This window comes from Bacillus vallismortis (assembly GCF_040784915.1).
Classification (GTDB): domain Bacteria; phylum Bacillota; class Bacilli; order Bacillales; family Bacillaceae; genus Bacillus; species Bacillus subtilis_G.
This window is the reverse complement of sequence record NZ_CP160797.1, coordinates 2,810,249-2,828,774: the sequence shown is the minus strand read 5'-3', so window position 1 is coordinate 2,828,774 and position 18,526 is coordinate 2,810,249. Positions and strand designations below refer to the sequence as shown.

Genomic DNA, 18,526 nt, shown 5'->3' with positions numbered 1-18,526 from the left:
CTCCATCCGTTCTCCATAAAAAACTCTTGAGTTTATTTTATCCTTGTGTAAATATAAGTGTCAAGACAGGTGTAAACAACAGGAGGGTGGCATATGTCTAAAAAGACGGTTGTAGTCATCGGTTCAGGGGCGGCGGCACTTTCCTTAGCGTCAGCGTTCCCGCCCTCATATGAAGTGACTGTCATCACAAAGAAAAGCGCCAAAAACAGCAATTCAGTCTATGCACAAGGTGGAATTGCTGCGGCTTATGCAAAGAGTGACTCGATTGAAGCCCATCTGGAAGATACGTTATATGCAGGTTGCGGACATAACGATCTAGCTATTGCAGCAGACGTTTTGCACGATGGAAAAATTATGATTCAAAACTTATTGGAGAGTGAATTTCCATTCGATCGAAATGAGCAAGGCGATCTTTGTCTTGGCAGAGAAGGGGCTCACTCGTACAACCGCATTTTTCATGCAGGCGGAGACGCAACAGGAAGGCTGCTTGTCGAGTATTTGCTGAAACAGATCAACAGCAAAATCGAGTTAATCGAGCATGAAACAGCGGCAGATTTGCTTATGGAGAACGGACGCTGTATCGGCGTCATGACAAAAGACAGCCAGGGGCGGATCAAGGTAAGGCATGCGGATGAAGTGGTGCTGGCGGCCGGCGGATGCGGAAGCCTGTTTCTTCACCATACGAACGATCCATCCGTCACCGGTGACGGCCTTTCTTTAGCTTACCGGGCCGGAGCGGAATTAACTGATTTAGAGTTTACTCAATTTCATCCGACACTGCTTGTGAAAAACGGTGTTTCCTTCGGGCTTGTTTCAGAAGCTGTAAGAGGGGAAGGCGGATGTTTAGTTGATGAACGCGACCGCCGGGTTATGGCTGGGCGGCATCCTTTGGGTGACCTGGCTCCAAGAGATATCGTCTCACGGATTATTCACGAAGAAATGACAAAAGGAAACCGCGTTTTTATCGACTGCAGTGCGATTTCTGATTTCGAAGCGCGTTTCCCTACCATCACCGCTATATGTGAAAAAGCAGGGGTTGATATTCAAAGCGGGAAAATACCTGTTGCCCCGGGAATGCACTTCTTGATGGGAGGTATTTTTGTTAATCGATGGGGAGAAACAACAGTGCCGGGGCTTTATGCAATTGGCGAGACCTCATGCACCGGTTTGCACGGAGCCAATCGGCTTGCGAGCAATTCCTTACTGGAGGCGCTGGTATTTGGAAAAAGAACAGCAGAGCATATTATGCAAAAACCGGTTTATAACAGCCAATATCAATCATCTCCAGAAACCGTCGTCTACGAGGTGCCGAATACAGAGGTGTATGAATTGAAAAGCAGAATGACAAGCCACATGTCTATCTTACGAGAAAAAGGCAGTCTGATTGAGCTGAGCATCTGGCTCCATACGCTGCCTTTTCAAAAAGTGAATGTGAAGGATATCACAATACCGCAGCTGGAACTTTCTCATTTATGGCAAACTGCAAAGCTGATGACGTTTTCTGCGCTTTTGCGGGAGGAAAGCAGAGGGGCGCACTTTCGCACCGATTTTCCTCAAGCTGATGAGCGCTGGCAAGGAAGACAAATTGTCCACACAAAAAAAGGAACGAAGATTAGAAAAAACGGGGGGATTTGGAGAAATGAATCATTTACAGCTGAAAAAATTGCTGAATCACTTTTTTCTTGAGGATATAGGTACGGGGGATTTAACATCGCAGGCTATCTTTGGAGAACAGAGCTGTGAAGCGGAGATTGTTGCAAAGTCAGACGGCATCTTTGCCGGAGCTGCGGTGATAAAAGAAGGCTTTGCTTTATTAGACGAAAATGTTCAAATCCATTTACATAAAACAGATGGGGACATGTTGCGAAAAGGGGAAGTGATTGCCGTTTTACGCGGTCCGGCGGCTGTACTTCTTTCAGGAGAGCGGGTTGTATTAAATCTTATTCAGAGGCTGTCTGGAATTGCGACGATGACAAGCGGGGCTGTGCGGCGGCTGGATGATGAACAGATAAAAATCTGTGACACGAGAAAAACAACACCGGGGCTGAGAATGCTGGAAAAACACGCTGTCAGAGCCGGGGGCGGATATAATCATCGATTCGGATTGTATGACGGCATCATGATTAAAGATAATCATATTGCAGCATGCGGCTCTATTGCAGAGGCGTGCCAAAAAGCGCGTCAGGCCGCCGGGCATATGGTAAATATCGAGGTGGAAATTGAAACGGAGGAACAGCTGAAAGAAGCGATTGAAGCAGGAGCGGATGTTATTATGTTTGACAACTGTCCGCCTGATATGGTCCGCCATTTTGCAGATCTCACACCGGACCATATAAAAACTGAAGCTTCAGGCGGAATTACGTTAGAATCTTTGGCTGCTTTTAAGGGGACGGGTGTGGATTATATTTCATTAGGATTCCTGACGCATTCCGTCAAAAGTTTAGACATCAGCATGGATGTTACATTATCAAATGAATCTATGGAGGAATGCCTTTATGTCAATTCTTGATGTGATCAAACAATCGAATGATATGATGCCTGAAGGTTATAAAGGAATGTCAAGAAAGGATATGGAAACGCGGGTTGCAGCCATTAAGAAAAAATTTGGGAGCAGGCTCTTTATACCAGGCCATCATTATCAAAAAGACGAAGTCGTGCAATTTGCTGACCAAACAGGCGATTCCCTTCAGCTGGCCCAAATAGCGGAAAAAAACAAAGCAGCGGATTATATTGTTTTTTGCGGTGTGCACTTTATGGCAGAGACCGCTGATATGCTGACAGGCGAGGAACAAACGGTCATCCTGCCTGATATGAGAGCGGGGTGTTCTATGGCTGACATGGCTGACATGCAGCAGACCAATAGGGCGTGGGAGAAACTTCAGCATACATTCGGAGATACGATCATACCTTTAACTTATGTAAACTCCACTGCGGAGATCAAGGCTTTCGTCGGTAAGCATGGCGGAGCGACTGTGACTTCTTCGAATGCGAAAAAGGTGCTTGAATGGGCGTTTACACAGAAAAAACGAATTTTATTTTTGCCTGATCAGCATTTAGGGAGAAATACGGCTTATGATCTGGGCATCGCGCTTGAGGATATGGCTGTGTGGGATCCGATAAAAGATGAATTATCGGCTGAATCTGAGCATAAGAATGTGAAAGTGATTTTGTGGAAAGGGCATTGTTCTGTCCACGAAAAATTCACTGTGAAAAATATCCATGATGTGAAAGAACGTGACCCTGACATTCGGATCATTGTGCATCCGGAATGCTCACATGAAGTCGTGACGCTAAGTGACGACAGCGGATCAACGAAATATATTATCGATACGATCAATCAGGCTCCGGCGGGAAGCAAGTGGGCAATCGGCACAGAAATGAATCTTGTTCAGCGGATCATTCACGAGCACCCTGATAAACAAGTCGAATCACTCAATCCGAACATGTGCCCGTGCTTGACAATGAACCGAATCGATTTGCCGCATTTGCTATGGTCTTTAGAACAAATAGAAAAAGGAGAACCTTCAGGCGTGATTAAGGTGCCAAAAGCCATTCAGCAAGATGCCCTCCTTGCCCTGAATCGTATGCTTTTGATTACGTAAATCAGAAATATTTCTCCTCCTGACTCATAACTTCTTTTGTTCGGGCATATGTTGTGAAGAAACATATTGTAATCTCAGCTGAACTGTTCACGTTTTGCATAGGAGGGGAAAACGTTGAAAATCCATATCGTTCAAAAAGGCGATTCGCTCTGGAAAATAGCTGAAAAGTACGGAGTTGATATTGAGGAAGTGAAGAAACTCAATACGCAGCTTAGCAATCCAGACTTAATCATGCCTGGAATGAAAATAAAAGTGCCGTCTGAAGCTGTCCCGGTCAGAAAAGAGCCGAAAGCAGGCAAAAGTCCGGCTTCGGCCGGGAGTATGAAGCAAGAGCATCCATATGCGAAAGAAAAACCTAAATCCGTTGTTGACGTAGAGGACACAAAGCCGAAAGAAAAGAAGTCTGTGCCGTATGTCCCGCCGATGCCTAATTTGCAGGAAGATGTGTATCCTGAAGCTGATGTGAACGATTATTATGATATGAAACAGCTTTTCCAGCCTTGGTCGCCTCCTAAACCGGAGGAGCCGAAAAAACATCATGACGGAAATATGGATCATATGCATCACATGCAAGATCAATTTCCACAACAGGAGGCTATGAGTAATATGGAAAATGCAAATTATCCGAATATGCCTAATATGCCAAAGGCGCCAGAGGTAGGCGGTATGGAAGAAGAAAATATTCATCACACAGTTCCGAATATGCCGGCTGCTCAACCTTATTATCATTATCCAGCTCATTTCGTACCGTGTCCGGTCCCTATTTCACCGGTCCTTCCAGGATCAGGATTATGCTACCCGTACTATCCGGCTCAAGCTTACCCAATGGTCCAGCCTTACGGATACCAGCCAAGCTTTGTATCGCCTCAGTATGATCCGGGTCAATATGAAAACCAGCACCATGAAAACAGCCACCACGGACATTACGGTTCATACGGAGCGCCTCAATACGCATCTCCGGCTTATGGATCTCCGTATGGACAAATGCCTTATGGCCCTCATTATGGCACTCCTCAAGTGATGGGAGCATACCAGCCGGCTGCGGCCCCTGGCTACATGCCGTACAAAGATCCTGACGACTGCGGCTGTGACGATGATCATCAGCCATATTTCTCTGCACCTGGCTATTCGGGACTTGGAGCTTATGGAAGCCCTTATATGCCTTACGGCGCAGCTAACCCAAACCCAAATCCAAACCCAAATCCATATGCGGCCGGAGCTTCTATGCCAATGTCGAATCAGCCTTCTGTCAACCAAATGTTTGGCCGGCCGGAAGAAGAAAATGAGTGATGATTCGGAACGATGCAAATCGTTCCTTTTTTTGTTTTGCGCAGATCTCCGCCAAATGGACAGAACTGACAAGCTTAACATGTCCCTCGAACGTACATGATAAAACAGAGCAAACATGCTCAATTCGTCCACGGGGGGTTTTTCCATTGGGTAAAAAAATGACGATCGCGAGCTTGATTCTAATGACAGCCGGATTAACAGCATGCGGAGCAAACGATAATGCTCAGAATGATACGCGTAATAACGGCAATACCCGTCCAATCGGATATTATACAAATGAAAATGATGCTGACAGACAGGGAGAAGGAATCGACAACGATGGTCCTGTTACTGAATTAATGGAGGACCAGAACGACGGTAACCGAAACACTGCTAATGTGAATAACCGTAACGGTGTTACTGCTAATGATCGCGTTCCTTTGGCAACTGATGGAACATATAATAACACGAATAACAGAAACATGAATCGGAACGTGACAAACAACGGATATGACAACCAAGAAAACAAAAGACTAGCTGCGAAGATTGCCAACCGTGTGAAACAAGTAAAAAACGTCAATGACACACAAGTAATGGTAACGGATGAAAAAGTAGTTGTCGCAGTCAGAAGCCACAGAGAATTCACAAAGTCCGACAGGGATAACGTTACAAAAGCCGCACGCAACTATGCGAATGACCGTGACGTTCAAGTGTCTACAGATAAAGGGCTGTTCAGAAGACTGCATAAAATGAACACCCGCTAGGAGTGACAGGCTGCCGGAAAATAATCGGCAGCCTTTTTCTTTGCATCAGCGAAAAATACCTATTAAAGTGTACATAGAAAATGTCAAAAGAAGGTGAAAGCATGGCAGGCCATTCCAAATGGAAAAACATACAAAAAAGGAAAAATGCGCAGGATGCAAAGCGCGGGAAAATATTTATGAAGCTTGTGAAAGAAATTTATGTGGCAGCAAAAGAAGGCGGAGCTGATCCTGAAGTGAATTCAGCATTGCGTCTTGTCATCGAAAAAGCTAAAGGCGCCAATATGCCGAATGAAAATATTGACCGCGTCATTAAAAAAGCCGCGGGGAACCAAGACGGAAGCAGCTATGAGGAAATCACCTATGAAGGCTACGGCCCATCAGGGATTGCTGTTATGGTTGAATGTGTAACAGATAACAAAAATCGTACGGCATCAAATGTGCGGACAGCATTTAATAAAAATGGCGGGAGTCTGGGGGAAAGTGGATGTGTGTCCTTTTTATTTGAAAGGAAGGGATTTATGACAATTGACTGTACAGAACATCAAATAGATGAAGATGAACTCATGCTTGATGTGCTGGAAGCAGGGGGAGAAGAGATGCAGGCAGAAGAAGATCAATATGTGGTATTAACGGAGCCCGAGCATTTTGAAGACGTAAAAACAGCCCTTGAATCGACATATCCAATTTCTTCGGCAGAGGTGACCATGCTTCCGAAAACCTATACGGATGCCGATGATCAGGCTGTTGAGAAGCTGGGAAAATTGATCGACATTCTTGAAGATGACGATGATGTTCAAGAAGTATATACAAATTACCGCTCATAAAAAACGGGACCGATGTCATATCGGGCCCGTTTTGGTGTATTCAAGAGACACGCTCATTTTCTTGTGTGTATTCTTTCTCCCAGAAATCAGCGTTTTTGATGCCCAGCGCTTTCGGATCAAAGACGGGGTCTAAGCCCTGCTTCTTTTGGCGCTCATAATCCTTTAAAGCGAGAAGCGCCGGTCTGGCAAGCAGCACAATCGCAATGACGTTCAGCCATACCATAATGCCAAGTCCTGCATCACCTAATGCCCAAGCAAGTGATGCGGTTTTTACAGTTCCGTAGAACGTCGCGGCTAATATAATCAGTTTTAAACCAAACATTGCCCATTTGCTTTTTCTGCCTCGGGCTAAATAGGCGATATTTGTTTCTGCGATGTAGTAATATGCCATAATCGTTGTAAATGCGAAGAAGAATAAAGCGATGGCAACAAAACCAGCGCCAAATCCGGGAAGGACATTGTCAATGGCCGCTTGAGTGAAACCAGGTCCAGCCTCTACGCCTTTAAGGTGATGTACGATAAAAGAACCATCTGCAGTCTGGGTATTGTACATGCCGGTAAATAAGATCATGAAAGCTGTAGCCGAACATACAAATAAGGTGTCAATATAAACCGAAAATGCCTGAACCAGCCCCTGCTTGACCGGATGGGAAACTTCTGCGGCGGCCGCCGGATGCGGGCCTGTTCCCTGGCCGGCTTCGTTTGAGTAAATGCCTCGTTTGACACCCCAAGAAATTGCCATGCCGATCAGGCCGCCAAAAGCGGAATCCAATGCAAAAGCGCTTTTGAAAATTAATAAGATCACAGCAGGCAATTCAGAAACATTCATGACAATAATGATCAAAGACAGCAGGATATAGCCAATGGCCATAAACGGAACAATCATTTGCGCGGCATTGGCAATACGTTTGACGCCGCCAAAAATGATAAATCCTAACAATAAAACGAGAACACCGCCTGTAATGACAGGAGAGATGCCGAATGCATTTTTGACGCCGACCGCAATGGAGTTGGACTGGACGCCCGGCATCAGAAGGGCCATTGCGATAAGGGCAGCAGCGGCAAATAAGACGGCAAACCACTTAATGCCTAATCCTTTTTCTATATAATAAGCGGGGCCTCCTCGATATTGGCCGTCTTGTTTCACTTTGTAAATTTGGGCAAGAGTTGATTCAACAAAGGCGCTCGCCGCACCAATAAAGGCAATCGTCCACATCCAGAACACCGCACCGGGTCCGCCGAAGGCGATTGCTGTCGCCACACCCGCGATGTTTCCTGTTCCCACTCGGCCGGACAGCGCAATCGATAATGCTTGAAAAGAAGAAACGCCGGCTTCAGAGCTCTTACCTTTGAACATCAGAACAATCATTTCTTTCAAATGTCTGACTTGTAAAAAACGAGTCATAATAGAAAAAATCAATCCAATTCCCAATAAAATATAAATAACGGGCGTACTCCATAAGACAGCATTTAAACTCGTAACAAAATCTTCCATCAAGCTTCCTCCTCACTTCATTTCGAATACATGTATAAAAAGGATTTTGGGCTAATCGAACTATTTCTACAATTGGTTTGTCACATTATATGACGGGTAATTATCAATAAGAAGAGGAAGGAAAAAAAGAAAACGCCACGTTTTTCTTATAGAGGCAAACTGAGAGGAATTGTCATAAGATTCTTTAACAGCAAATGGCCCAGCTCTGTCAGTTGTTGATTCGTTTTTCACTAGTTCAGTTCATATCATTCATATTTCATCATCTCAATGGCGCCTGCGGCAGTTCTTCACGTAACCAATGATCAACCTTTCGCCAATCATACGTTTCATCAATAGCAGGGTGTAAAGTCTGATTGTCGATTTTCATTGTATTGTGATTGATCCATGTGACTTGGGCTGCTGTCCGGATCATTCCAGTAAATTGTTTCCTTGACAAGTGTTTTTTCATTCACAAGTTCCTCGGGCCGCATCTAAGCTAAAGGTATTGCGGGATACATAAGTGTGTAACGTATAACTGCCATCCGGCGATTCAACCGATTGTTCGAAATGGCCTTTCGGAACGCTCTTCAGTGAAAATAACATTCAATAGACGGCGGGCCGAAGAATATCAGAAGTGCAAATAGGATGAGTGGGATTTTACTGCGTGTAACATGTAATGCTCCCCTTTTTTTCTCTCATGTTCATACGATCTTTACATTTCCTTAAAATTCACTCAATAAAGCGGTGGTATGATGGACTAATCAAATAAAGGGTGGGGGAGACAGAAATGGAGAAAATATTTTGTCATTCCTGGGAGAAAGACTCAGAAACGGTTTACTTAACTGTGAGAGGCTATCGAATTAAGCTGTCACCTGAACAAATGAAACTGATTTCTGCTGTCAGAAAGTAAATATAAACCAACAAAGGCAGCCGCTTGTGCGGCTGCCTTTTCATTTTAAGAATATTTTCTTTTCCGTTGTGCGAAATGCTTTTGGAACCAATCTTTCTTATATAAAAATGCGATGACCTCCAGCCAAAAAACCGGAATCTTTTTGGGGAATATCGGTTTTTTGTAGAGTGCATGATACGCTGATTTTAAATCGTCCCACTGGGTGCACGTTTTGGTCTGTTCGAATCTTGCAACATCAATCACCCGCACTGCCCCGGTTTCTGTCAAAATCAGATTCCGCAAATGAATGTCTGACGGGTTCAGAGCGGCGGCCCGGGCGTCAGAAAGTGCTTCCTCAACCTGCTGAATCATGTCATCACTGATCGCGATGCCTTTCTTCAGACAGTTATAAAAGGTTTCACCTTTAATATATTCCATGAGAATAAATGAATCACCAGTTTCGTAGATGTCAGGGTAGAACGCGGAACCGGCTAATTTTTCATAGATCGCGGCTTCTTTGACGGCTGTCGCTTGATACTCTGGGAAAAATACTTTCAGCGCCAATTTTCGATCGCCCTCTGTTAAGGCAAACACATAAGCACTTCTTCCCTTGCCGATGAGTGTCAATTCCCCGGGCTTTTCTTTCACTTTATCAAATCTGCTGTTTTTGTGGTATATGACTGAATGGGCCAGTGCCTCTGCTTTTGTCAGCATTTCATTCACCCTCTTTGCTCTATTTTATGCAGCTGTTTATAGGAAAATCATAAACTGTTCAGGAAAAAGAGCCTATATCTAGTGTATCTGGTCTTGAAGAAGAAGGCTACCTATAAACCTCGATTGTGATAAAAGAGACATAAAGCGATCATTTCCATTCTTGAAAAGCGCTTACAAATGGGATAGTATTAATTTAAAATAAAGCGCTTTCGTAAATGTTCAAGGGGGAACAAGCTATGACAAAACAGATTGTAACAGGGATTATCGGTGCAGGTCGCATCGGCAAACTTCATGTTCAAAATATACGCCGGATTCCTCATATGAAAATAAAGGCGGTCTCTGATATTCAGGTAAGCCGTATAAAAAGCTGGGCTGACAGTCATCAAATTGAATACATAACCTCTGACTATCGTGATTTATTGCATGACTCTGATATTGACGCTGTTTTTATTTGCTCACCGACAGCCACACATGCACAGATGATCAGAGAAGCGGCTGAGGCGAAAAAGCATATTTTTTGTGAGAAGCCCATCAGTTTTTCTTTAGATGAAACAAAAGAAGCGCTTGCGGCCGTACGGAAACACGGGGTTGCACTTCAAGTCGGTTTTAACCGCCGTTTTGATCCTCATTTTAAAAGAATCAAAACCATTGTTGAAAAAGGTGAAATTGGAACGCCCCACTTATTAAAAATCACATCGCGGGACCCAGAACCCCCGAATATAGGTTATGTCCGTACTTCTGGCGGTTTGTTTATGGATATGTCGATCCATGACTTTGATATGGCCAGATATATTATGGGAAGCGAAGTGGCGGAAGTGTATGCAAAAGGGGCGGCTTTGGCGAATCCTTCCTTTGCAGAGCTGGGAGATATTGATACGGCTGTCATTACGCTTACTTTTGAAAACGGTGCCATGGCTGTGATTGACAACAGCCGCCAAGCTGTTTACGGATATGACCAGCGAATCGAGGTTTTCGGGACGAAAGGCTCGGCAGCGGCGGACAACAGCAGACCGACGACAGTCGAAGTGTCAACTGCTGATTTTGTGATGAAAGATAAACCGCATTTCTTTTTCCTTGAACGCTATAAGGATGCGTATGAGGAAGAGATAATTCGGTTTGCGGAAGCGATCGGCACAAACCGGGAAACTGCGTGCACCGGAAACGACGGTTTTCAGGCGGAACGGATCGCCAGAGCGGCTCAGCAGTCGCTCGCTATCGGCATGCCTGTCAGTGTCGAGCACAATGAAAAAATCGCTTTTTGATCAAGCAGGATTACAATTCAGAAAGCTTGGGTATATAACCTCCATTGATACTTTAAGTAGGCGGTGGAGAAAATGGATACAGCACAAGATAAAGGAAATTTTTTGAATAAAATCGGAATTCCTTCTCACATGATTTGGGGTTATATTGGCGTTGTTATCTTTATGGTTGGAGACGGACTCGAACAAGGATGGCTGTCTCCTTTTCTCGTTGAACATGGTCTCAGCATGCAGCAATCCGCTTCGTTATTTACCATGTACGGCATTGCTGTCACCATCTCGGCTTGGCTTTCAGGCACGTTTGTCCAAACTTGGGGGCCGAGAAAAACGATGATTGTCGGCTTGCTTGCATTTATCCTCGGTTCGGCCGCTTTTATCGGCTGGGCAATTCCTCATATGCATTATCCGGCTCTCCTGGGCAGCTATGCACTTAGAGGCTTGGGATATCCGCTGTTTGCATATTCTTTTCTCGTGTGGGTGTCATACAGCACTTCTCATCATATTCTCGGAAAAGCCGTCGGCTGGTTTTGGTTTATGTTTACGTGCGGCTTAAATGTGCTCGGTCCGTTCTATTCCAGCTATGCGGTTCCGGCCTTTGGAGAAATCAATACGCTTTGGAGCGCTTTGCTGTTTGTCGCGGCAGGCGGATTCCTCGCCCTATTTGTTAACAAAGATCAATTCACACCGGTACAACAACAAGATCAGCCGAAATGGAAAGAACTATCGAAGGCATTTACAATTATGTTTGAAAACCCTAAAGTCGGCATCGGCGGTGTGGTCAAGACAATTAATGCCATAGGACAATTTGGATTTGCGATTTTTCTCCCCACTTATTTAGCGCGTTACGGGTATTCCGTTTCAGAATGGCTGCAAATATGGGGAACGCTGTTTTTCGTGAATATTGTGTTTAATATCATTTTCGGTGCAGTCGGAGATAAACTTGGCTGGCGCAATACCGTGATGTGGTTTGGCGGTGTCGGGTGCGGTATTTTTACGCTGGCGCTTTATTACACGCCTCAGTTGATCGGGCATCAGTATTGGGTGCTGATGATTATCGCCTGCTGCTACGGTGCAGCATTGGCCGGCTACGTGCCATTGAGCGCGCTTTTGCCGACACTTGCACCTGATAATAAAGGCGCTGCCATGTCAGTCTTGAACTTAGGGTCCGGTTTATGTGCGTTTATCGCGCCGGGCATCGTCAGTCTTTTCATTGGGCCGCTCGGTGCTGGCGGTGTCATTTGGATCTTTGCAGCATTGTACTTTTTCAGCGCTTTTCTGACACAATTTTTAACGATTTCTGAGCAAAACGCTGATATGTATACGGAGGAAAGGCTTGTCACGGAAAACATGCAAACAAATTTCGAGAAAACGGTTAAGCAGTAGCCTCTTTGGTCAAACTAGTCATAAACGTGTGCAAAGAGGTGTAGAGGGTGAAACGATTCAGCACGGCGTATCTTTTGCTGGGCATTCTTTGCTCAGCCGCAGCATTTCTATTAGGTGCTCCGCCCCACGCGCTAGGGGCGGAAGTGGAGCACTATGAACCGCTGCAGGTGCATGTGCAGCTTGAAAAAGTGTATTTGGACGGAGATGTCAGCATTGAGCATAAGCGTGAAAAAGTGCTTTCTATGGATGAGTTTTGGGCAGCTTATACCGGCTGGACGCTTGTCGAACAAAGTAAGGGATATGTGCTCTTCCGGAAGCAAATGGACGATATTTCTCCGCTCAGCAAGGTGAACGGGTATATCGGTGTATCGGATAATGGCGTGATTTCCACTTTTCATGGGCGGCCCGAGTCAGCTTCCGAACCGATTCAGTCTTTTTTTCAAATTGATTTAGAAAGGCTGGAAAGCCATATGCAAAAAAATCTGCTGAGAGGCATTCCATTTCGGACAAAAGCGGAGTTTGAGGACGTCATAGAACATATGAAGACATACAGCGGGTGACGTCCGCTGATTGAAGACATGTATTCATGTCTTTTTTTTCGTGGAAGAATGAGAGAGAAGCGAACGTATGTTAACTTTTCTATAAGAGTTTGGCTGTTTTTATGGTACAATGAAGAACAGTCAAAGAGGTGAATTTGCGTGATTGAATTTGTTAAAGGGACGATTGATTATGTATCTCCCCAATATATTGTGATAGAGAACGGCGGCATTGGCTATCAGATTTTCACGCCGAATCCGTTTATATATAAGGAGAGAAACCAAGAAACGATTTTTACGTACCACCATATCAGAGAGGATGCTTTTTCGCTCTACGGTTTTTCAACAAGGGAGGAGAAGGCGCTCTTTACAAAGCTGTTAAACGTGACCGGAATCGGTCCAAAAGGGGCACTCGCTATTTTAGGCTCAGGTGATCCGGGAGCGGTTATCCAAGCAATTGAAAGTGAGGATGAAGCCTTTTTGGTCAAGTTTCCTGGTGTAGGAAAGAAAACTGCGCGCCAGATTATTCTTGATTTAAAAGGAAAGCTCGCTGATGTTGTGCCTGAAATGATTGAAAATCTGTTTAATCATGAAGAAAGGCTTGAAAAGCAAACAGCAGAAACTGCTCTCGAAGAAGCGCTTGAGGCCCTCAGGGTTCTAGGATATGCTGAAAAAGAAATCAAAAAGGTGCTTCCTCACTTAAAAGAAGAAGTAGGGCTGACAACAGACCAATATGTAAAAAAAGCATTACAAAAACTATTGAAGTAAGGTGATGTTCATGGATGAACGGCTCGTCTCAAGTGAAGCAGACAACCATGAATCAGTGATAGAGCAAAGTTTGAGGCCGCAAAATCTGGCGCAGTATATCGGACAGCATAAGGTGAAAGAAAATTTGCGTGTGTTTATAGATGCGGCGAAAATGAGACAGGAGACGCTGGATCATGTTCTTCTGTACGGGCCGCCCGGACTCGGGAAAACCACGCTTGCTTCCATCGTTGCCAATGAAATGGGAGTGGAATTGCGGACGACATCAGGGCCCGCGATTGAAAGACCTGGTGATTTGGCTGCCATATTAACGGCGCTAGAACCGGGTGATGTATTATTTATTGATGAAATACATAGGCTGCACAGATCGATAGAAGAGGTGCTGTATCCGGCGATGGAGGACTTTTGTCTGGATATTGTGATTGGAAAAGGCCCCTCTGCCCGCTCGGTTCGGCTCGACTTGCCTCCTTTTACGCTGGTAGGCGCAACGACGAGGGTAGGGCTTTTGACGGCGCCGTTAAGAGATCGGTTCGGCGTGATGTCGCGCCTTGAGTACTATACGCAAGAAGAGCTGGCGGATATCGTCACAAGAACCGCTGATGTATTCGAGGTTGAAATTGATAATCCGTCAGCTCTTGAAATTGCGAGGAGATCGAGAGGTACGCCCCGCGTAGCGAACCGCCTGCTGAGGAGAGTCCGCGATTTCGCCCAGGTGCTGGGTGACAGCCGGATCACGGAAGAGATTTCACAGGATGCGCTGGAACGGCTTCAGGTTGACCGCCTCGGTTTGGATCATATTGATCACAAGCTGCTAATGGGTATGATCGAAAAGTTTAATGGAGGCCCGGTGGGTCTTGACACCATTTCAGCCACTATCGGTGAAGAACCTCATACGATTGAAGACGTATACGAACCGTATCTGCTGCAAATCGGTTTTATCCAAAGAACGCCGCGTGGAAGGATCGTGACACCGGCCGTGTATCATCATTTCCAAATGGAGGCTCCACGATATGATTGAATTCCCTAAGATCATTATGATTCTTGGTGCTGTTTTGCTTATCATCGGAGCAGTATTGCATTTTGTCGGCAAGATGCCGGGAGATATTTTTGTGAAAAAGGGAAATGTCACGTTTTTCTTCCCGGTTGTCACTTGTATCATCATAAGTGTGGTATTATCAATTTTGCTTAATCTTTTCGGCAGAATGAAATAACAAAAGACTAGAATAAAGGTGAAATCATCATGAAAGTCGATTTATTTGATTTTGAACTACCGGAACGTTTAATTGCACAAGTGCCGTTGGAGCAGCGCGATGCTTCAAGGCTTATGGTGCTTGATAAACATACAGGAGAGCTGACTGACAGCTCGTTTAAACACATTATCAGCTTCTTTAAAGAAGGAGATTGTCTTGTGCTGAACAATACCCGTGTGCTGCCGGCGCGGTTATTCGGAACAAAAGAGGATACCGGCGCGAAAGTGGAACTTCTTTTGCTCAAACAAGAAGCTGGTGACAAGTGGGAGACGCTTGTCAAACCGGCGAAACGGGTGAAAAAAGGAACCGTAGTGACGTTTGGAGACGGAAGGTTAAAGGCAGTCTGCACGGAAGAGCTTGAGCATGGCGGCAGAAAAGTGGAATTTCACTATGAAGGCATTTTCTACGAGGTGCTGGAATCTCTTGGAGAGATGCCGCTCCCGCCATATATCAAAGAACAGCTTGATGACAGAGAGCGCTACCAAACAGTGTTTTCAAAAGAAATTGGCTCTGCCGCTGCGCCTACAGCAGGCCTTCACTTCACCGAAGAAATCTTACAGCAATTGAAAGACAAAGGTGTGCAAATTGAGTTCATCACACTGCACGTAGGCCTTGGAACGTTTCGCCCTGTGAGTGCCGATGACGTGGAAGAGCATAATATGCATGCGGAGTTTTATCAAATGTCAGAAGACACGGCTGCGGTCTTAAACAAAGTAAGGGGAAATGGCGGCCGGATCATTTCTGTCGGTACGACTTCGACCCGCACGCTTGAAACGATTGCCGGGGAGCATGACGGGCAATTTAAAGCATCAAGCGGCTGGACATCTATCTTCATTTATCCGGGCTATGAATTTAAAGCCATTGACGGAATGATTACAAACTTCCATTTGCCGAAATCATCATTGATTATGCTGGTCAGCGCGCTTGCGGGAAGAGAAAACGTTCTGCGCGCCTATAACCATGCGGTGGAAGAGGAATACCGTTTCTTCAGCTTCGGAGACGCGATGCTGATCCTATAATTCGAGAACAGGAGGCCTCATCAAAAGTGGCTGAACAACCAATACGCTATGAATTTATAAAAGAATGCAAACAAACAGGGGCGCGGCTGGGCAAAGTGCATACGCCTCATGGCTCCTTTGAAACGCCTGTTTTTATGCCGGTCGGCACACTGGCGACAGTCAAAACGATGTCGCCTGAAGAGCTTAAATCAATGGATGCGGGCATCATTTTAAGCAACACGTATCACCTATGGCTCCGCCCGGGTCAAGATATTGTCAAAGAAGCGGGCGGGCTCCATAAATTTATGAACTGGGACCGCGCGATTTTAACAGATTCAGGCGGTTTTCAGGTCTTTTCTTTAAGCAAGTTTCGTAATATAGAGGAAGAGGGCGTCCATTTCCGCAATCACTTAAATGGAGACAAGCTGTTTTTATCTCCGGAAAAAGCGATGGAGATCCAAAACGCACTCGGCTCCGATATTATGATGGCGTTTGACGAATGCCCGCCATATCCGGCAGAGTACGATTATATGAAGCGCTCAGTTGAGCGGACAAGCCGCTGGGCGGAACGCTGCCTCAATGCCCACACCCGTCAGGACGAACAGGGGCTGTTTGGCATTGTGCAAGGCGGAGAATATGAAGATTTGCGCACGCAAAGCGCGAAGGACTTGATTTCTCTTGATTTCCCGGGATATGCTATAGGCGGATTATCTGTCGGTGAACCGAAGGATGTCATGAATCGTGTGCTCGAGTTTACAACACCGCTCTTGCCGAAGGATAAACCGAGATATCTGATGGGAGTCGGTTCTCCGGACGCGCTGATCGACGGAGCGATCCGCGGGGTCGACATGTTTGACTGTGTGCTGCCTACGCGGATTGCTAGAAACGGTACGGTGTTTACAGCTGAAGGCCGTCTCAATATGAAAAATGCGAAATTCGAAAGAGATTTCCGTCCGATTGATGAAGAGTGTGATTGTTATACATGTAAAAACTACACTCGCGCGTATATCAGACATTTGATCCGCTGCAACGAAACATTTGGCCTTCGATTAACAACTTACCATAACCTTCATTTTCTGTTACACTTAATGGTGCAGGTAAGACAGGCTATTCGTGAGGATCGTCTGGGTGATTTCAGAGAAGAGTTCTTTGAGCGTTACGGCTACAACAAGCCAAATGCGAAAAGCTTCTAAATAAAAATAAATCACAGGCTTACAGAAAGGGGTGAAAATCATGACAGGCACTTTAGGCACATTGGTTCCTATTATTTTAATGTTTGCGGTCCTTTACTTCTTGCTGATTCGTCCTCAGCAAAAACAGCAAAAGGCAGTACGCCGAATGCAGGAGGAACTGAAAAAAGGCGATTCAGTAGTGACAATCGGGGGATTGCACGGTACTGTTGACTCTATCGACGAAAGCAAAGTCGTCGTTAAGACTGGTGAAAACACACGTCTTACGTTCGACCGCCGCGCGATCAGAGAAGTTTCTGCTGCTGAATAACAGCAGGAGCTGTACATAGCAAACAAAAAAAGAGCGGATGATTCCGCTCTTTTTTATGTGGAAGACCTGTTTCCCCTCATGTTCACGCCGAAAATCCCGCCCAGCATGCATACCCCTAAAAATCCCAGATGGTAGAGCAGCTGTTCCGCTGTAAATGTTTTTCCGAATCCTAAATACTGAAACAATAAAATAATCATAGAAAAGCTCAAGGCAGTCAATGCCCCGATCATCCAGCCTCTTTCCTTCCCTTTTCCTCCTGAAATAAACCCGCCGATGAATAAAGAAAGAAATGAGATGGCAGTGATCAGCCAGTTGAATGATGACTCTTCCAGCGAGGTTGCCGTCAGTAAAAGTGAAACGGCTAAGCTCGTCAGGAGCATAGCTGAAAAAATGGCGATTAAGCCGTAAAGAATGCCTTTTCCAACTTGTTTCGTTTCCTCCATGAATGTCTCCTCTCTGCCTGTATTAAAAGGCTTCTGTTCTTTTTGAACAAAGCCGTCAGACATGCTGATGGCTCGTCTTTGTAAAAATGTATTCCCTTGCCCCATGAATTAGACGTAAAAGCTTTATGAAATACGATCCATTCATCTTACATAAATTGTCCGTTTTGTTGCATCCTATGATGAGTTGGAGGTGTATGATGGAAGAGCTTCTCACTATTACGTTTCGCACAATCATATTGTATTTTGTGATATTGGTCATTTTTCGTTTCATGGGCAAACGGGAGATCGGGGAGCTTAGCATTTTAGACCTCGTTGTTTTTATTATGATGGCTGAAATTGCCGTTTTAGCTATAGAAAACGTAGAAGATCATCTATTTCACACCATTTTGCCAATGCTTGTTTTAATGATCATTCAAGTGACATTCGCATACTTTTCTTTAAAAAACCGAAAAATCCGCCAGCTTCTGGACGGCAAGCCGACCATTATTATCAAATATGGAAAAATTGACGAAAACGCCATGAAATCACAGCGTTATAATTTTGATGATTTAATGGTTCAGCTCAGAGAAAATAATATCGACAGAGTAGCTGATGTATCATTTGCCATTTTAGAGCCGTCAGGTAAACTGACTGTTGTAAAGAAAGAAAACAGCGGGGAGCATCGGCAGCTCGAAATACCGCTCATTATAGACGGTTCTATTCAAACAGAAAACCTATCAAGAATCGGTAAAGATAAACAATGGCTGCTTGAAAAATTAAGAAAACACGGATATACAAATCCTTCAAACATTTCATTTTGCTCGTTTACTGACGGAGAATTATTTATTGATGAAAAAGATGGGCCCCGCACGTAATC

General features: G+C 45.0%; 20 protein-coding genes and 2 pseudogenes. 17 read left to right on the top strand and 5 right to left on the bottom strand.

Translation table 11 applies throughout. The annotated features are described in order from the left end of the window. Positions 1 to 93 precede the first annotated feature (93 nt). The 6 genes from nadB (at position 94) to ABZM97_RS13910 (ending at position 6,459) form a co-directional block, all read left to right on the top strand. Complete coding sequence (nadB, locus tag ABZM97_RS13935) at positions 94 to 1,686, top strand: L-aspartate oxidase (RefSeq protein ID WP_087992302.1); 1,593 nt, start codon at positions 94 to 96, stop codon at positions 1,684 to 1,686. After that, a complete protein-coding gene (gene nadC / locus ABZM97_RS13930; protein WP_202327052.1) occupies positions 1,640 to 2,509 on the top strand; it encodes a carboxylating nicotinate-nucleotide diphosphorylase in 870 nt (289 codons plus the stop codon). The genes nadB and nadC overlap by 47 nt, the downstream gene beginning before the upstream one ends. Then, a complete protein-coding gene (gene nadA / locus ABZM97_RS13925) occupies positions 2,496 to 3,602 on the top strand; it encodes a quinolinate synthase NadA (RefSeq protein ID WP_202327054.1) in 1,107 nt (368 codons plus the stop codon). The genes nadC and nadA overlap by 14 nt, the downstream gene beginning before the upstream one ends. A gap of 114 nt (positions 3,603 to 3,716) precedes the next feature. Continuing rightward, positions 3,717 to 4,892: a spore coat assembly protein SafA gene (gene safA, locus ABZM97_RS13920; protein WP_202327056.1), complete on the top strand. Its 1,176-nt coding sequence runs from the start codon at positions 3,717 to 3,719 to the stop codon at positions 4,890 to 4,892. Positions 4,893 to 5,038: 146 nt separating this feature from the next. Continuing rightward, positions 5,039 to 5,635 (top strand): YhcN/YlaJ family sporulation lipoprotein, encoded by a 597-nt coding sequence (locus ABZM97_RS13915; RefSeq protein ID WP_087992462.1) that lies wholly within the window; start codon positions 5,039 to 5,041, stop codon positions 5,633 to 5,635. Positions 5,636 to 5,736: 101 nt separating this feature from the next. After that, positions 5,737 to 6,459 carry a YebC/PmpR family DNA-binding transcriptional regulator gene (locus tag ABZM97_RS13910; protein ID WP_087992299.1) on the top strand — a complete coding sequence of 241 codons (723 nt, stop codon included), beginning with the start codon at positions 5,737 to 5,739 and terminating at the stop codon, positions 6,457 to 6,459. 40 nt (positions 6,460 to 6,499) lie between these two features. On the opposite strand, the gene ABZM97_RS13905 is transcribed toward ABZM97_RS13910, so the two are convergent. The 3 genes and pseudogenes from ABZM97_RS13905 to ABZM97_RS13895 form a co-directional block, all read right to left on the bottom strand. Further along, on the bottom strand, positions 6,500 to 7,954 hold the full coding sequence (locus ABZM97_RS13905) for a sodium:alanine symporter family protein (RefSeq protein ID WP_087992298.1): 1,455 nt from the start codon (positions 7,952 to 7,954) through the stop codon (positions 6,500 to 6,502). Between the two features lie 259 nt (positions 7,955 to 8,213). Beyond that, positions 8,214 to 8,440: pseudogene (locus ABZM97_RS13900) on the bottom strand (DUF5412 family protein); the annotation flags it as partial. A gap of 42 nt (positions 8,441 to 8,482) precedes the next feature. After that, positions 8,483 to 8,536 (bottom strand): annotated as a pseudogene (locus ABZM97_RS13895) (hypothetical protein); the annotation flags it as partial. A gap of 184 nt (positions 8,537 to 8,720) precedes the next feature. Between ABZM97_RS13895 and ABZM97_RS13890 the strand changes: the two are divergent. Then, positions 8,721 to 8,843, top strand: a complete 123-nt coding sequence (locus ABZM97_RS13890) for a hypothetical protein (RefSeq protein ID WP_141113410.1) — start codon at positions 8,721 to 8,723, stop codon at positions 8,841 to 8,843. Between the two features lie 45 nt (positions 8,844 to 8,888). On the opposite strand, the gene ABZM97_RS13885 is transcribed toward ABZM97_RS13890, so the two are convergent. Continuing rightward, positions 8,889 to 9,536 (bottom strand): phosphotransferase, encoded by a 648-nt coding sequence (locus ABZM97_RS13885; protein ID WP_367386888.1) that lies wholly within the window; start codon positions 9,534 to 9,536, stop codon positions 8,889 to 8,891. Between the two features lie 236 nt (positions 9,537 to 9,772). On the opposite strand from ABZM97_RS13885, the gene iolG reads away from it, so the two are divergent. From iolG to yajC, 9 genes are all read left to right on the top strand, one after another. Next, the gene (iolG, locus tag ABZM97_RS13880; protein ID WP_087992296.1) at positions 9,773 to 10,798 is read left to right on the top strand and encodes an inositol 2-dehydrogenase; all 1,026 of its coding nucleotides are present in this window, start codon (positions 9,773 to 9,775) and stop codon (positions 10,796 to 10,798) included. A gap of 72 nt (positions 10,799 to 10,870) precedes the next feature. Beyond that, entirely contained in the window at positions 10,871 to 12,178 is a 1,308-nt protein-coding gene (locus tag ABZM97_RS13875) for an MFS transporter (RefSeq protein WP_202327058.1), read from the top strand. A gap of 47 nt (positions 12,179 to 12,225) precedes the next feature. Next, positions 12,226 to 12,738: an intercompartmental signaling factor BofC gene (locus tag ABZM97_RS13870; protein ID WP_087992294.1), complete on the top strand. Its 513-nt coding sequence runs from the start codon at positions 12,226 to 12,228 to the stop codon at positions 12,736 to 12,738. 138 nt (positions 12,739 to 12,876) lie between these two features. Further along, on the top strand, positions 12,877 to 13,482 hold the full coding sequence (gene ruvA, locus ABZM97_RS13865) for a Holliday junction branch migration protein RuvA (RefSeq protein WP_087992293.1): 606 nt from the start codon (positions 12,877 to 12,879) through the stop codon (positions 13,480 to 13,482). Between the two features lie 10 nt (positions 13,483 to 13,492). Further along, entirely contained in the window at positions 13,493 to 14,497 is a 1,005-nt protein-coding gene (ruvB, locus tag ABZM97_RS13860; protein ID WP_072183425.1) for a Holliday junction branch migration DNA helicase RuvB, read from the top strand. Continuing rightward, complete coding sequence (locus tag ABZM97_RS13855; RefSeq protein ID WP_087992292.1) at positions 14,490 to 14,690, top strand: DUF2905 domain-containing protein; 201 nt, start codon at positions 14,490 to 14,492, stop codon at positions 14,688 to 14,690. Before ruvB ends, ABZM97_RS13855 begins: the two co-directional genes overlap by 8 nt. Before the next feature lie 29 nt (positions 14,691 to 14,719). Continuing rightward, positions 14,720 to 15,748, top strand: a complete 1,029-nt coding sequence (gene queA / locus ABZM97_RS13850; protein WP_202327060.1) for a tRNA preQ1(34) S-adenosylmethionine ribosyltransferase-isomerase QueA — start codon at positions 14,720 to 14,722, stop codon at positions 15,746 to 15,748. Between the two features lie 26 nt (positions 15,749 to 15,774). Beyond that, on the top strand, positions 15,775 to 16,920 hold the full coding sequence (gene tgt / locus ABZM97_RS13845) for a tRNA guanosine(34) transglycosylase Tgt (RefSeq protein WP_087992290.1): 1,146 nt from the start codon (positions 15,775 to 15,777) through the stop codon (positions 16,918 to 16,920). Positions 16,921 to 16,960: 40 nt separating this feature from the next. After that, positions 16,961 to 17,227: a preprotein translocase subunit YajC gene (gene yajC / locus ABZM97_RS13840; RefSeq protein WP_087992289.1), complete on the top strand. Its 267-nt coding sequence runs from the start codon at positions 16,961 to 16,963 to the stop codon at positions 17,225 to 17,227. Positions 17,228 to 17,280: 53 nt separating this feature from the next. On the opposite strand, the gene ABZM97_RS13835 is transcribed toward yajC, so the two are convergent. Next, on the bottom strand, positions 17,281 to 17,670 hold the full coding sequence (locus ABZM97_RS13835) for a TIGR04086 family membrane protein (protein WP_176365292.1): 390 nt from the start codon (positions 17,668 to 17,670) through the stop codon (positions 17,281 to 17,283). Between the two features lie 197 nt (positions 17,671 to 17,867). Between ABZM97_RS13835 and ABZM97_RS13830 the strand changes: the two genes are divergently transcribed. Then, entirely contained in the window at positions 17,868 to 18,524 is a 657-nt protein-coding gene (locus tag ABZM97_RS13830; RefSeq protein ID WP_202327062.1) for a DUF421 domain-containing protein, read from the top strand. The last annotated feature ends 2 nt before the right edge of the window (positions 18,525 to 18,526 follow it).

What these genes read in the sequence shown, in the direction of transcription:
- nadB (WP_087992302.1), top strand. Translation starts at nt 94, where the DNA reads ATGTCTAAAAAGACGGTTGTAGTCATCGGTTCAGGGGCGGCGGCACTT.
- nadC (WP_202327052.1), top strand. Translation starts at nt 1,640, where the DNA reads ATGAATCATTTACAGCTGAAAAAATTGCTGAATCACTTTTTTCTTGAG.
- nadA (WP_202327054.1), top strand. Translation starts at nt 2,496, where the DNA reads ATGTCAATTCTTGATGTGATCAAACAATCGAATGATATGATGCCTGAA.
- ABZM97_RS13910 (WP_087992299.1), top strand. Translation starts at nt 5,737, where the DNA reads ATGGCAGGCCATTCCAAATGGAAAAACATACAAAAAAGGAAAAATGCG.
- ABZM97_RS13905 (WP_087992298.1), bottom strand. Translation starts at nt 7,954, where the DNA reads ATGGAAGATTTTGTTACGAGTTTAAATGCTGTCTTATGGAGTACGCCC.
- ABZM97_RS13890 (WP_141113410.1), top strand. Translation starts at nt 8,721, where the DNA reads ATGGAGAAAATATTTTGTCATTCCTGGGAGAAAGACTCAGAAACGGTT.
- ABZM97_RS13885 (WP_367386888.1), bottom strand. Translation starts at nt 9,536, where the DNA reads ATGCTGACAAAAGCAGAGGCACTGGCCCATTCAGTCATATACCACAAA.
- iolG (WP_087992296.1), top strand. Translation starts at nt 9,773, where the DNA reads ATGACAAAACAGATTGTAACAGGGATTATCGGTGCAGGTCGCATCGGC.
- ABZM97_RS13875 (WP_202327058.1), top strand. Translation starts at nt 10,871, where the DNA reads ATGGATACAGCACAAGATAAAGGAAATTTTTTGAATAAAATCGGAATT.
- ruvB (WP_072183425.1), top strand. Translation starts at nt 13,493, where the DNA reads ATGGATGAACGGCTCGTCTCAAGTGAAGCAGACAACCATGAATCAGTG.
- ABZM97_RS13855 (WP_087992292.1), top strand. Translation starts at nt 14,490, where the DNA reads ATGATTGAATTCCCTAAGATCATTATGATTCTTGGTGCTGTTTTGCTT.
- queA (WP_202327060.1), top strand. Translation starts at nt 14,720, where the DNA reads ATGAAAGTCGATTTATTTGATTTTGAACTACCGGAACGTTTAATTGCA.
- yajC (WP_087992289.1), top strand. Translation starts at nt 16,961, where the DNA reads ATGACAGGCACTTTAGGCACATTGGTTCCTATTATTTTAATGTTTGCG.
- ABZM97_RS13835 (WP_176365292.1), bottom strand. Translation starts at nt 17,670, where the DNA reads ATGGAGGAAACGAAACAAGTTGGAAAAGGCATTCTTTACGGCTTAATC.
- ABZM97_RS13830 (WP_202327062.1), top strand. Translation starts at nt 17,868, where the DNA reads ATGGAAGAGCTTCTCACTATTACGTTTCGCACAATCATATTGTATTTT.